Source organism: Segatella copri (genome assembly GCF_026015295.1).
GTDB classification, from domain to species: Bacteria; Bacteroidota; Bacteroidia; order Bacteroidales; family Bacteroidaceae; genus Prevotella; species Prevotella copri_C.
In genome coordinates, this window is sequence record NZ_JAPDUW010000001.1 from 184,709 (window position 1) to 198,117 (window position 13,409).

Annotated in this window: 17 protein-coding genes; 11 read left to right on the forward strand and 6 right to left on the reverse strand. The window is 41.6% G+C overall.

What is annotated here, in order from left to right; genetic code table 11:
* Positions 1-45 precede the first annotated feature (45 nt).
* The 8 genes from ONT18_RS00665 (at position 46) to ONT18_RS00700 (ending at position 6,861) form a co-directional block, all read left to right on the forward strand.
* Positions 46-957, forward strand: coding sequence for a fimbrillin family protein (locus ONT18_RS00665; RefSeq protein ID WP_264903575.1), 912 nt, complete (start codon positions 46-48; stop codon positions 955-957).
* A 32-nt stretch (positions 958-989) separates the two neighbouring features.
* A complete protein-coding gene (locus ONT18_RS00670) occupies positions 990-1,979 on the forward strand; it encodes a fimbrillin family protein (RefSeq protein WP_264903576.1) in 990 nt (329 codons plus the stop codon).
* A gap of 11 nt (positions 1,980-1,990) precedes the next feature.
* The gene (locus ONT18_RS00675; RefSeq protein ID WP_264903577.1) at positions 1,991-3,505 is read left to right on the forward strand and encodes a fimbrillin family protein; all 1,515 of its coding nucleotides are present in this window, start codon (positions 1,991-1,993) and stop codon (positions 3,503-3,505) included.
* 178 nt (positions 3,506-3,683) lie between these two features.
* On the forward strand, positions 3,684-4,163 hold the full coding sequence (locus ONT18_RS00680) for a LytTR family transcriptional regulator DNA-binding domain-containing protein (protein WP_264903578.1): 480 nt from the start codon (positions 3,684-3,686) through the stop codon (positions 4,161-4,163).
* A gap of 150 nt (positions 4,164-4,313) precedes the next feature.
* Complete coding sequence (locus tag ONT18_RS00685) at positions 4,314-5,195, forward strand: DUF2589 domain-containing protein (protein ID WP_264903579.1); 882 nt, start codon at positions 4,314-4,316, stop codon at positions 5,193-5,195.
* Positions 5,192-5,695, forward strand: a complete 504-nt coding sequence (locus ONT18_RS00690; RefSeq protein WP_264903580.1) for a DUF2589 domain-containing protein — start codon at positions 5,192-5,194, stop codon at positions 5,693-5,695. The genes ONT18_RS00685 and ONT18_RS00690 overlap by 4 nt, the downstream gene beginning before the upstream one ends.
* A gap of 13 nt (positions 5,696-5,708) precedes the next feature.
* Positions 5,709-5,906, forward strand: coding sequence for a hypothetical protein (locus tag ONT18_RS00695; protein WP_151202092.1), 198 nt, complete (start codon positions 5,709-5,711; stop codon positions 5,904-5,906).
* Between the two features lie 88 nt (positions 5,907-5,994).
* Positions 5,995-6,861: a hypothetical protein gene (locus tag ONT18_RS00700; RefSeq protein ID WP_151202093.1), complete on the forward strand. Its 867-nt coding sequence runs from the start codon at positions 5,995-5,997 to the stop codon at positions 6,859-6,861.
* Between the two features lie 99 nt (positions 6,862-6,960).
* Here the strand turns inward: ONT18_RS00700 and ONT18_RS00705 are convergent, their stop codons facing one another.
* Positions 6,961-7,908 (reverse strand): Rpn family recombination-promoting nuclease/putative transposase, encoded by a 948-nt coding sequence (locus ONT18_RS00705; RefSeq protein WP_264903581.1) that lies wholly within the window; start codon positions 7,906-7,908, stop codon positions 6,961-6,963.
* 301 nt (positions 7,909-8,209) lie between these two features.
* On the opposite strand from ONT18_RS00705, the gene ONT18_RS00710 reads away from it, so the two are divergent.
* The gene (locus ONT18_RS00710) at positions 8,210-8,353 is read left to right on the forward strand and encodes a hypothetical protein (protein ID WP_153082491.1); all 144 of its coding nucleotides are present in this window, start codon (positions 8,210-8,212) and stop codon (positions 8,351-8,353) included.
* The gene (locus ONT18_RS00715; protein ID WP_118117046.1) at positions 8,340-8,837 is read left to right on the forward strand and encodes a DUF6169 family protein; all 498 of its coding nucleotides are present in this window, start codon (positions 8,340-8,342) and stop codon (positions 8,835-8,837) included. Before ONT18_RS00710 ends, ONT18_RS00715 begins: the two co-directional genes overlap by 14 nt.
* A gap of 106 nt (positions 8,838-8,943) precedes the next feature.
* On the opposite strand, the gene ONT18_RS00720 is transcribed toward ONT18_RS00715, so the two are convergent.
* A complete protein-coding gene (locus tag ONT18_RS00720; protein ID WP_119229956.1) occupies positions 8,944-9,132 on the reverse strand; it encodes a hypothetical protein in 189 nt (62 codons plus the stop codon).
* 213 nt (positions 9,133-9,345) lie between these two features.
* Positions 9,346-9,585, reverse strand: a complete 240-nt coding sequence (locus ONT18_RS00725) for a hypothetical protein (protein WP_264903582.1) — start codon at positions 9,583-9,585, stop codon at positions 9,346-9,348.
* A gap of 233 nt (positions 9,586-9,818) precedes the next feature.
* On the opposite strand from ONT18_RS00725, the gene ONT18_RS00730 reads away from it, so the two are divergent.
* Positions 9,819-10,916, forward strand: a complete 1,098-nt coding sequence (locus ONT18_RS00730; protein ID WP_264903583.1) for a PDDEXK nuclease domain-containing protein — start codon at positions 9,819-9,821, stop codon at positions 10,914-10,916.
* A 391-nt stretch (positions 10,917-11,307) separates the two neighbouring features.
* On the opposite strand, the gene ONT18_RS00735 is transcribed toward ONT18_RS00730, so the two are convergent.
* From ONT18_RS00735 to ONT18_RS00745, 3 genes are read right to left on the reverse strand one after another with little or no spacing between them, the layout of a single operon-like run.
* On the reverse strand, positions 11,308-11,736 hold the full coding sequence (locus ONT18_RS00735) for an N-acetylmuramoyl-L-alanine amidase (protein ID WP_234564288.1): 429 nt from the start codon (positions 11,734-11,736) through the stop codon (positions 11,308-11,310).
* A 10-nt stretch (positions 11,737-11,746) separates the two neighbouring features.
* The gene (locus ONT18_RS00740) at positions 11,747-11,851 is read right to left on the reverse strand and encodes a smalltalk protein (protein ID WP_022120813.1); all 105 of its coding nucleotides are present in this window, start codon (positions 11,849-11,851) and stop codon (positions 11,747-11,749) included.
* Positions 11,852-11,876: 25 nt separating this feature from the next.
* Positions 11,877-12,461: an HU family DNA-binding protein gene (locus ONT18_RS00745; protein WP_181992730.1), complete on the reverse strand. Its 585-nt coding sequence runs from the start codon at positions 12,459-12,461 to the stop codon at positions 11,877-11,879.
* Between the last annotated feature and the right edge of the window lie 948 nt (positions 12,462-13,409).

Below are 13,409 nucleotides of genomic sequence, written 5' to 3' on the forward strand. Positions count from 1 at the left end.
AGCAAGAATCAAAACAAGAATATAAACATAAAATAGTAAAAGACAATGAAAAAGAAGACTTATCTCATTGCCCTGATGGCAATGGCTTTGACATTGGGCAGCTGTTCAGACAACGAGAATGGTATCGGAGGCGAGACCTCCAAGTACATCACCGTTTCTACCAGTATCGGCAATATGACACGTGTTGCCACAGATGCGAATGGCGGTCAAACCTTTGAAGAGGGTGATGAAATCAGTGTGTATGCCTGGATAGGTGCCCCAACTGTAGCTCCTGAGACAAGCGAGCGTGTAGTGAACAACGCCATCAATAAGTTGACTAACGGCTCATGGGTATCAACTCCGCAGATGCTGTGGAAGAACAACCGTGACAAACATTATTTCATCGGTGTGTATCCTACAGCAGCAATATCCGATTTTACAGCTGGCGAATATAAGCTTGATGTTACGAAACAGGAGGATAGCGACCTTTTGGTGGCAGTCAACAAAGATGGCATATCCTATAATGCAGATGAACAGCAAACGGTGCCATTAGCGTTTACTCATGTGATGTCGAAGGTGATAGTCAATATACAATATCGCAATCAGTTTGGTGGTAAGCCTACCGTAGAGAGCCTTGTTGTTAAGAATGCCGCATCTGATGCCTCTGTCAATCTCTTGACCAAGACTGTAACTGTAGCTACAGATGCTGCTCGCACCGACATCAGTATCCCTGTAATCAAGGAAAATGAAAAATATGAGTCTATCATGATACCACAATCAGGCATTACCAAGATTGCTGTTAATATAAATGGCAAGCAATATGTCTACACTCATCCTACTGATATCAAACTGGAGGGTGGCAAATATACGGTAGTAAATCTCATTGTAGGTCGTGACGAGATTACTCTTGGCAATGTAAGCATCGCTGATTGGGGCGAAGGAGAAAACATCAATGGTGGTGAAGCGCAAACAGATTAAAAGATTTGTATAATATTTAAAATTATAAAGTCATGAAGATAAATAAAATATTAGTGGCAGCAGCAATGGCTCTTGGATTCGTTAGCTGCTCAAGTGAAGGAGAATTGACACCTGCTATAGATACATTGAAAGATACTCCGTTGCAGATTAATGCATCTGTAGCAGGTATGAAAACACGTGCAGGATATGATGCTAATAGCGTACCTAACCAATTCTATCTTAAGATAAGACAAGGGCTTAAAGAGCAAAAAAAATATTGGTATGATGTTGTCATGAAACTGGAAAATGGCCAATGGGTTGCTTATAATGCTGAAAACAAGACTGAAACGGTTCAATTACTTCGAGCAGGATATAATATAACTTGCGATCTCTATTCTACTACATTTCCTGGATACGAACTGGATGAAAGCGGAAACCAGATTAAATCTATAGAATTAGAGGTTCTGGCAGACCAAAGCTTAGATGCCAGTGTCAAGGCAAGTGACCATTTGTATGCCTTAAACAAAGATAAAAATATGGAGGTTAAGGCTATTGAGTTAAAATTGGAACATCAAATGTCAAAACTCTCACTAGAGTTGACTTTGGGTAGTCAATATGAAGAGGAGCAAAATCCTGTCAAAGACATGCAGATTGTAGGAACTAAGAGAAAAGTAAATTGGTCAGATGGACATTCGTATGTTAGTGATGACGCTTCTGCAGAGCCAATTATACCATATCTTGCGGGTTACACCAAGCCTACGGATGATTCCCCAAAAGCGAAAGTTTGTTATGAGGTGATTTTAGCTCCACAGACTGTTGAGGCAGGAAACTTTGGTGTTGAATTTAATGTTTTAGGCAAAACTTATCGTTGGTACAGTGATGCTGCTGTTAAATTGAAAGAAGGCACTCAATACACATTGCAACTGACGGCAGGAAAAGATCAGGCTAATCTTGTAGAAGTTACATCTAAGGCTTGGAATACAAAACACAAAAACGAAAATAATGAAGAAGTGGACAACAAGTCGGATATAGAAACCTTTTAATGACTAGAAGTATGAAAATTATAAATAAATACATATTGGTGGCTGCAGCTTCTCTATCTGTTGTTGCGTGTAGCCAAGATGATGGCTTGTCAAATAGCTATCTTAAAGATTCGGATGCTGTTCACATTACAGCCCAAGTGGGAAGTAATGAAGCTACAGGTGGCTTTATTTCTCGCTCCAATCCATTGGGTAGTGAAGTTGAGCAAGCAAAGTTTAATGAAGGCGATGCCATTTCTGTTGTTGCAGATAACCAAGATGCCGTTATTTATTCTTATGATGGTACCAGTTGGAGTCCAAAAGAAAAAGGTCTGCACTTAGTTTGGAATAGTAACGAGATGAATTTTAAGGCTTTTTATCCTGCAAATGCTAATGGTGCTTCTTTTACAGACTTCACACTACCTACTGCATACAATAGCTTAGAGAACTTGGCTTTGGGTGACTATATGACATTTAGTGGTAGCCGCAAGCGTAGTTCCGATAATGATGGCGTGAACTTGGAAATGGAGCGCAAAATGGTGCGCATCGTTGTCGGCCTAAGAGATGTTAATGTTTGGGGAGACACGATGGATGAAGGGTTGGAACTGACAGAAGTAATAATCCATCCTAATACAAATGGATATTTCGATGGTGAAGTTGTTCCCGCTGATTCAAAAGATGTTAGTGTGAAAGCGTACAAACACACTGATGGTAAGTTTTATGCGCTTATTACTCCGACAAAGCCTGTGTCGGATAGGTATAATTATTTGCTTTTCATGACAGTAAAGGTGGCAAAGCCTGATGGCACAGGTGAGCAAGAATTTGAAGTTAGGCGCATTCCACATACAGGTACAGAAGCTGGTAGTAGCTACGAGTACTTTTTAAAGATTGGTAAGGACGAACTTGTTGTAGATAAAATTACAGTATCTGATTGGAAAACTGGTGAAGCGATTCCTGGTGGCGAGGCTTTAGACGATGTAGAGTTTGTTAAAAAGACGATTGCAGATGCTTTGGCTGCAAATAAAACTGATATCGAATTAACATTGAATAGTAACATAGATAGTAACGAGCTATCTGCTGCGATTAGAGATGCTCTAAAAACAACCACTGATGGAAGTGTCAATTTAACACTGAAGGGTATTACTTTCTTCCAAACAGGCTTAGATAATTTTATTAATCATTGTAATAAGTTGAAGTCAATTACTTTACCAGATGCTACAGAATTTAGCATGTGGGCATTTGCAAATTGTGATAAGTTGGAGGAAATATATGCTCCAAAAGTGTCAGTGCTAGGATGTCAAGTTTTTAAAGGTTGTAAAGGATTGAAGAAGATTGCATTGGGAGCTCTTACAAATGTGAATTTGGGGGATGATAGCGAAGCCTTTTTTGGCTTGAATACAGAAAATGTTGATTTGGTCTTGTCTGAATCGCAGAAACAGATGGAGAATCGAAATAATTGGTACTCTACCGAGGAGGATTATAAGTCTACTGATGATTATACGAAAAATATTTTTTTGGGAAGACAATTCAAGTCTGTGACTTTACAGTAAGTTAAAACGAGATTTACATATAGACTCCTAAGCTGGGCAGGAGTATAAGGTGCCCAGCAACTTTTATGAACAAAGTGGGGGCTGCAAGCGGTGGTAATGCCGACTTGCAGCCCTTATTGTATGTAACGCATTCGGCGTATAATCGTTTGTAGCTTGCTACTGCAAATAACAAACGATTATGAAGGAACAAAAATTATTATCAACATCAGTTTTAGTTGAGGCTGTAAGTGTAGCATTGAAATCGCTTACCGTAGATGACGAGGAAAGAACGAGCATAATGGAAGAGCTACAAGCTAGCATAGCTTATGAGCAGAACCGCTCAAGTCCTATTGCTTTCCTAAAAGGCAAGGCAGAAGACGAGTGTGTTGTCTTGAAGAATGTAGCTTGGCTAGAAGCGGATGGCTGCTACACTAAGTTCCATTGCATGGATGGAAGCACACACATTCTTACAGCAAATCTTGTTTCTACTCTGCGCCAACTAAAAGCTAATGGTTGGGATGACTTTCTTCGCATCCACAAGTCGTATGCCGTGAATTTCAATCATATCAAGTCAAAATGTGGCAATACCTTGCGAGTTGGCAAGACAGAGTTAACCATCGGAAGAACCTATCGAGAATACTTTGAAAAACACATCATTATCCTAAACAAATTATCTTAGTTTTGTTGTTCGTATGCCATTGCATACCGTTTGTATGACCCGTTTTGCCTTTTCAAGACAATGTTATACCTTTGCGGCATCAACGTTGAAAGGCGGAACCTGAAAAGCCTACAGAATAACGAGTAAGGAAAATATCTAATATTTACAATTATGGCTACAATCAATACAGCACCTTCGCAGGTCGCTACTTCGGCTCTCGAATCATTACCTTTGGAGAATATTATCGGCGCTCCTCTTGATGCGTGTATCAAAGCTCAGGCTCAAGCGGCACAGACCTCGGCAAGGTTTATCCATGAGGTCGGTTTGCAGAGCAAGGATGATAATGGTGAGTACCAGGCTATCAATGTCGCTTTCACTTTTGTGCAAAACGGCAGACTTACTCGCCTCAACATTCCATTGCTCACCATCGTGCCTATCCCTTACATCGCTATCCAAGACATTGATGTGGCTTTTAAGGCAAACATCAACGCTGCCTCTAGTTCTTCTGACGAGACTACATCCAACACAGAGTATAATGCAGAACTCTCTGGTGGCGGAAGATGGGGCTGGGGATTGTTTGGTGTGAATCTCAACTTGAAGGGGGCTGTCTCTTCCAAGCGTGACTCCCGTGCTACACAAGACTCCAAGTATTGCGTGGAGTATACGATGGATATTGGTATTCATGCAGGGCAAGACAGTATGCCTGGCGGTATGGCTAAGGTGTTGGAAATATTGAACAATAGTATTACGCTGTCTGAGCCACAGGGTACTTTAGCTGTGAATGCTAACGACTTTGTCATCCAAGAGAATGAAGACAAGAAGCATGCTCAGTTGATTGTCACCTACAAGAGTCCGGAAGGAATTTATGAGCCAGATAAGATAACGTGCAAACTAGGTAATGATGCTCAAAATGGACTGTTAGCAGGCAATAGTGTAGTTTATATGTTGACCAAGACAGGTACTTATACATTGACAGCTGGTGCCTTGAAAGAAACAGTGACGGTGAATAGCAACAAGGAAACAACGTCAGACACCAAAAAGGATGAGTCATGATGAACAGTGAAGATAATCGACAGTTGGTGCCTTTGCGAGAGTTAATAGCTACGACCTTGGAGGCAGCTATCGAGGCTGATATGGCGGCTTTGCGTTGCTATTATAACAATCTGTGCGAACTCGCTTTTGATAGCGATGATGCAGAGAAACAGGCAGTTCCTCGTCTTAGGCATCTTTCATTCTCCTATGCTAATGGCGATGAGCAGCAGCATCAAGTGAAATTGCCAGTGCTGTCACTTCTACCACTGCCCATGCTACAGATGAAGGGGATTGATTTCTCCATGGATGCCCAATTGGTGGAAATGAGAAACTTTGATTCGGATGGTGAGAAGACGAATCATGAACTTTACGTCTCTCTAGCCCCACAATCCAAGGCTTTTCAAGAGGAGAAGGGTATAGCTACAGGCTATTCCGCAAAGATAAATATCTCGATGCAACAGAGTGATATGCCTGGAGGCATGGCTCGCTTGCTTCAGATGGTAAATAACTTAAACTTATAAAATCATAGAGCTTATGTTGGATTCCAATAAATTAGGTGGGTTTGAATGCCCTGTTTGCAAGGGCTTTATCCCTGTGAGAATAGAAGAACTGGTGGTAAGTTTGCAAGTGTCTTGTCCTTCGTGCGGTCTGTTGCTGACACTGGATAAGAATAACTCTGGAAAGGCTTTGGGATTGATAGATAATGTACTGAAAAACAAGAAATATGGTTAGAGCATGGCGCAAAAGAATATCTATGGTAAGCCATAATATCCAGAAATTTGCTAAGAAAAAACCCGAAAAGTGCAAAAGGAAGGAGGTTGTGATACGCAGCATCTTGAAAGAGGAGATACCAGATTTGTATCTTTTGCAAGAGGTGACTAGTCAAAATTTCTTCAAGGAGGAAATGCAATGCTTGCGTTCTTCTGACTATTATGTGGCAATGGGACCAAGTTTCTCTTCTGGCAGTTATCTGGAGAGCTATCCTTTGATTTTCAATTTGGCTACGATTCATTATGCTCCATTGCCTTATCGTATGAATGGGCGTATGGCAAATAAGGTCATCCCATTTTCCATAAGAGGTAAGAAGTCACGTGCCAATACCTACTTTGAGGTTTTCATCCCAAAGGGAAGATACAATCTCCGTCCTCCCAAAGTTATATCGGGGGATGAGGAACGTGACCGAGAGTATGATGAGAGGCACAGTAATCTTGCTCATCGCAAGTACTTGGAGTATTATCGTTTACGTATCTTTGCTGTGCATACTTCTCCTGGATTGGATTTGAATAAGCAAATTCAGAGCGTAATCTCAGCACTGGAGAAGGAAGGTGAGAAAGTGGCTTGTATGGCTGTTGGGGATTTCTATGGTGAGAAAGGTGCTAGGAAAACTATGAATAATTATGCTGGCAAGATAGACCTTCCCGATAAGCCTACCAACTATAAGCTAAATGGTGAAGCTTCGCAAAGAGCCGACATGTTTGTGAGGGGCTATGGAGTAGCTCCCTGTGGGGGTGTTCGGACAATATTTCCTCATAGTGTGGGTATAGATGATGGCGCTGGCTATATCAAATCAGGTATAGACCATGCGGCAATAATAGGTACTTACGAGGTGGTGAGTTCTTCTACGATTACAGCAGGTGAAATCATCGACAAATACCAGTCGCTCTATGAATTGAATGGTAGAATTTAGCTAGGCTACCACCACTCTTGCCTTTTCCTTAAAAAGGGTCTATATGCCACGATGAACAGGAGGCGTATAGACCCTTGGTTATATGGTGATATTCGTAATCTACATCTCTGCTTTCAGCAGCTTTATCTCCTCTGACGTCAGCCCCGTCATATCCATGATAGACGCTTCATCCATACCCTTTGCCAGCATCTTCCTGGCAATTTCAAGGCTTCGCAGGTTCATGCCTTCAGCTCTGCCTTCTTCTCTACCTTTCTCCATACCTTTTTCCATACCTTCCTTCATACCAATTTCCTTACCCTCAGCTATACCTTCACGCTTAGCAGTGTCTACGGAATTCTTGATGTCGCGATATGCCATCTTGCTGGTCTCGTACTCCCTCATTTCCTGCGGAGTAAACTTGGCTATCTCGGCTTCCTCGAAGAGACGGTCGAAGACCTTGTCGCACAGTTCTTTAGGGCGCTGGGTAAGTTTATAGAGATTCTTCAGTGCATAGAGCCACTTCTCGTAGAGCGTATCCAGTTCTTCCAGGGATTTGTTGAACTTGGAAATCTCTACATAGATATATTCGAGTTTGTCGTAAAATACTTTGTGGGTAGCTGTGTCGCACAACTGCACATGATGGCGGATTTTCTCCTTGTCGAATGCATCCTCGTTCATGCTGAAGTTGAGCAGGGCAATGGTATAGATATGATTGAGCTTGAAATCCCACTCATTCCCCTTGGGCGCCTGTTCTCGGATAGGGAAGGTGGAGTAGAAGAGGGCGCGATCCTTGAAATACGTCTGGTAGGCATTCTGCATTTCAACGATGAACTTCTCGCCGTTTTCGCCCTCGCAATATACATCAAAGATGGCTCTGCGGTCGGTATATACATCTCCCACATGCTCTGGATTCAGATACGACACGTCCTTCACAACCTGTCTGCCATTAAACAAGCTGTTGAGGAAGCAAATGAGCAAATCCTTGTTCATTGCTGTTCCGAAAATTCGCTTGAAACCGAAGTCGGTCAGCAAGCTGATATATCTTTCTTCTACCTGTTTCATAATCATCTGTATTAAAAATCCATGCCGCAAAGTTACGACTTTATTTTCAAACCCGCAAGAGATTTCAGTGAAAAGTTTATGAAAAAGTAAGAGATTGCGTTTCTTATGTGACAGGACAAGGGTCTATATGCCACGATGAACAGGTGGCGTATAGACCCTTCATTTGTGGCATGGAATGGCTATCTTTTATCTTTTAAAATACGGGAATCCAAATTTTCCCGAAACTTTTCTCCCGTTTTCTTTGCACTTTCAAAATAAAAGCTTATCTTTGCAACCAACAAGAAGTAGAACTTTAAAATGAATAAGTATGGCTTTAAAAATTAAAACTCGTGAAGAAGCAATTGCTGTATTACGAGATATGGTTAGACGTAAAAAAGAAATGGAAGCAAAGGCTCAAATAGACTTTGCTAAAGCACGAGAGGAGGCTGCAGACTGTTATGCATGCCTTTAACTTAACTCGCCTCAATTTTCATTCTCCTTATAAGGTCTGGATAGATAATGGATCATATAAGTTCTTAACAGATTATGGTGTTCAGTATCGAATAGAATTTGTAGAAAACAATAATATTTGGGAGGATGAAAAAGCGTATGAATTCGGCATTCTCAATGAAAACAAGAAGAATTCTCCTAACGATTCTAAAGTTAAAGCAACTATACAATGTATTATAGAGGAATTCTTTCTTACGAATCCAGATATACTTCTATATCAATGTGAAACGGGTGATAGCAGACAGGCTATGCGAGCTCGCCTTTTTACCAGATGGTTTAACGAATTCGATAAACGAGATCGTTTTTGTGTCAAGGTTTCTATTCTTAGGGATGAAGAAGTTGACAATTACATAGCCATTATAGTTCAAAAGAGTAATCCTAAGTTGAATGACATTCTTCGAGATTTTGATGAGTTTATCGGTTTCTTTGATACAAAGCCCGAATAATATAGTAAATCTGCAATTAACTTGGTTGACAAGGGTCTATATGCCACGATGAAAAGGTGGCGTATAGACCCTTGATTATATGGTGATATTCGTAATCTACCTGGCATCAAACCAAAGTAGTCATTTTCAGAAAATCTCGCAGATGAATGTGCTTAATGCCATCAATATTGGTTTGACTGATCACACAACTCTTGCCGACACGCCTCTGGCCCGTCAATGCAATCATCATTCCACGTCCAAACATGCGTTCGATACGATTGGAATACCCAAGTCTTTCTAATATTTTTTGTTTCATACGAGTAAAACTTTTCGCAAAGATACTCTTTTTGTTTCACATAAGTAACAAAAACGATAGATTTTTTGTTTTTATTACTTATAATTAACAGGTTTGGTACACATTGCGCCTCATGGGAAGCGACAAGGGGCTATATGCTACGAAGAAAAGGTGGCGTATAGACCCTTGGTTATATGGTGATAATCGTAATCTACATCTCCGCTATTATATTTTTTATGTATTGCTCAGATTCTTAATGATTTCCAAAGGTAGCTGGGTAGCTTTGGCAACCTGTTCGGCAGAAAGTCCCATTGCCAGCAATCGTTGTGCTGTTTCTGTGTTGGCCTCATGCTTGCCTTCTGCTCTACCTATTTCTATACCTTCACGCTTGGCAGTATCTACGGAATTCTTGATGTCGCGATATGCCATCTTGCTGGCTTCAAAGCTGATATATCTTTCTTCTACCTGCTTCATAATCATCTGTATTAAAAATCCATGCCGCAAAGTTACGGTTTTATTTTCATATCTGCAAGAGTTTTCTGGGATTTTTAAAGGTAAAAAAGTAAAAAGGTAAAAAAGTAAAGATTTTGCTATCCCAATACTATCTGATAACTTTTTCTAAAACTTTTCCCAAAAAACTCTTGCGGGTTTGAAAATAAAGTCGTAACTTTGCGGGAAAGTTGACTTTTAAAGATAGATTAGGTGTTATGGCTGAAAAGAACAATATACCACAGTTTGTGAACAGCGACTCATTCATGGCAGACAAGAACTATGTGAAGTGGTTGTCTGACTTGAAAAAGCGCTTTCATGCGGCACAGCTTAAAGCTGCAGTCAAAGTGAATACAGAAATGCTCAAATTCTATTGGAGTTTGGGCGAGGACATTTGTGAGAAACAGAAACAGTATAAGTGGGGGGCAAAAGTTATTGGAAGACTTAGTCTTGACTTGCGTGCGGAATTTCCTCAGAGTGAGGGATTTTCCAGGACCAACTTGTATGATATCAAACGGTGGTTTGCGTTCTATTCAAGTCAAATAGAATTTGTCCACCAGGCTGGTGGACAATTACAGAAAGTGGATAATGCCAACACACCAATTCCGGAGATTCTGCTTGGTGTGCCTTGGAGACACCAAACGGTAATTGTTTCCAAATGCGATACGATAAACGAAGCCTTGTTCTATCTTAATAAGGTAGTTGAAAACAACATGAGCCGTACAGAATTGGAGTATGTTGTTAAGTCTCAATTGTATGAGCATACAGGCAAGGCGTTGAACAACTTTGATGTTACATTGTCGCAACCGCAAAACCTATTGGCTGCAGAGATTATAAAAGATCCATATAAGTTGGATTTCTTCTCTTTACCGAGCAAGTTCAGCGAAATGGATTTGGAGAATAAGTTGGCTACCAATATTACTCGTTTCCTCTTGGAACTGGGTAAGGGCTTTGCGTATGTAGGTCGGCAGATGGAACTTGATACGCCAAGCGGAAAGGCGTACTTCCCCGACATGATATTCTACCATACTCGGTTGAAATGCTATGTGGTAGTGGAGTTGAAAATCGTGGATTTTATGCCTGAGTTCATCGGTAAGCTGAATTTCTATGTTTCGGCAGCAGATGAGTTGCTTAAAGGAGAAGGAGACAATCCAAGCATTGGCATTCTCCTTTGCAAGGATAAAGACTCGTCCGTTGTTGAATGGTCTTTGCGTGGTATTACCACTCCGTTAGGTGTGGCTAGTTATCAGTTGCAGGAGGTGTATGAACGTACACTGCTTGAAATCAAGCAGGAATCGGCAGAGGAAGAAGACTAAGCAAAATTGAAATCGTAGACAGGGTTTACGATGTTTGCATGTTTGCATGCAAACATGTTTTGGTTTGACTAGCATGTGTGTTGTCTAATGGGGGTAAGTCCCTAATAAGCCCTAATAGCGGGAATTATCAAGCAGGTAACGAAGGTACTTATGCCTAATGGTAAGTACCGATATCCTACTGTGTATTTTACTGTTAACGATGATGTCAAGGCTCTGACAACAGAACAATTAGACAAAATCCGCATCCCTGTCTATAAACAGTTAATTTGAAATTAATATGGAAGAAATATGACGACAAAGAAAAAGGGCGCATCGGATTGGGATGCGCCCTAACTTGTTAAATAAATTCAGAGGGTTTCTGCTCATGAAAAACCCTCTTAATGGAAGAGAATCAGGAAGCATCCAGGAGGTACTGGAGCTTCGTGGCATCAAAACACGGACAGGCTTTCTGAACGCCAGGCAAATCGCGATGCCCCAGGATGGTACGGATGCCCGGAAAACGGTGGTGAAGTTCCTGAATCAGATGCTTCATTGACTCCTTCTGCTCAGGAGTGCGGGTGTCGCTGATGCAGCCCGATGGCGAAAGACCACCCTCGTAACAGATGCCTATGCTGTGCGCATTGTAACCGAGGGCATGAGAGCCCATACGCTCTACCGGGCGACAGGCATGAACCACTCCATCCAGCGTGATGTAGAAATGGTAGCCGATGTCAGTCCAGCCGTTGTTATGAACATGGTCGTAGCGCAGCATCTTCATCGTATAACGGTGATCGCAGCGGCTGCCACTGCAATGCACCACTATCATATCGATGTCTCTCATAGGCATCACTCTAAAGTCCACCTGCCGAAACGCCCAACGCCCCGAGGAGAGCTGTCAGTACGGTTACTGCAAACTTGAGAATCTCATTCCATTTCTGCTTGTTCTTTTCTGTCATAATCTATTCTGTTTTAAAAGGTTAATTATTCTAATCCGTCTCCAGTGTCACCATTGCCGGTACTGCCAGTTCCGCCGGTCTGCTCGCCTGAGGTGTTGCCACCCGTGGTATCGCCGCCAGAAGGAGCATTGTCCTTGGCAGGCTTTTTCTTAGCCTCCTCGATGTCGAGGGTCTTGGCACCCTCCTTCTCAGCCTTGAGGGCAGCCTTCTGTACGGCACGTGATGCAACCTGCTCAAACTCCATACCTACGAAGATGTTGGCAAGATCGCTGCCCGGGATAAACTGGATGTTCACACCCTTGATGTTGATGTCGCTCTTAAATTCGGCTGCAGTTGCCGCACCCTCACTGGTAAGCTGGAGGCGGAACTTGCCCAACTCGCCGAAATCAATCTGGTTGCCTCGCTGCAACTCGATGATCATGTTCTCCTGCATACTGACCAGAACGGCTGTTACATCCGCATAGGATACAGTGGTCTGCATAGCGATCAACTTCGCAAACTTCTTGAGCGAAATGGAGTCTTTCATCTGAGCACGGGCGTAGAAAAGAGGAACTCCTGCTTTGTCACCAAATTTTGACGCAAGCTTTACTAAACTGTAATTAATTGCCATAATACATAAAATTTTAAAATTGTGAATAATCATGTTGTGCACCGGTCTCTTCCCGAATGCTGATACAAAGATACAACATCGGCGGTGCCCCACTTGTCCACTTTGGTACGATAAGTACCAGTTGTGCTCTATTTGGCTCAATTATGTATACTTTTGCACGCAAGCGTATGCTGCAGAATATTCAAGTGGCTCAGTTAACTTACTCAAGTGGCTCAGTTAACTTACTCAAGTGGCTCAATCAGCTTACTCAAGTGGCTTTGTCAGATTACTCAAGTGGCTCAATCAGCGAGTCCAGCCGTCTGAGTAAGCGAATCCAGCCGTCTGCGTAACCCAGTTCAGCCATATCCTTAACCCGACGCAGCCGCTTCAGTTGGTAAACGGAAGAACATCATTTTTTCACCTCATTTGGATGGGCAATGACTATCAGGGCAATTTAGTCTTTCAGAGGGTACCATGAGGGCCAATAATAGGTACCATCAGGGCCAATCATGTATTTTCTGATATGCCCGAATGACTATCTTGGCGAATCTTGAAAATGCAAGATGCTGAATATCAGATAGTTAAATACTAATTTTTCTTTCCTATACTATACCAAGTATATTATATATATACATTTACATCAATTACACTATACGTAATACGGGAAGAAAAAGATTTTTTTTTTCGACAAATCAGCTATTAAAATGCATTTTTCTCTTCAAAAAATTTGCATAAGTCTGAAATTAATATTACTTTTGCATCATGAAAGCGCGGAGAATGCGATTCTCCTCCCGATGAAGGACACCGGGAAATGCTTTCGGTTAAGGATTAGAACATAGCTCATTGAGTAGGAATCGGCCCCAAAAGATGAGTGACCAAATAGTAATCCTTACAAGGCATTCTATGCCTGATAAATTTGATGAAAATTTATCGGCATGGATGCGAAGTAAGGTTATTTGGTAATAAGAA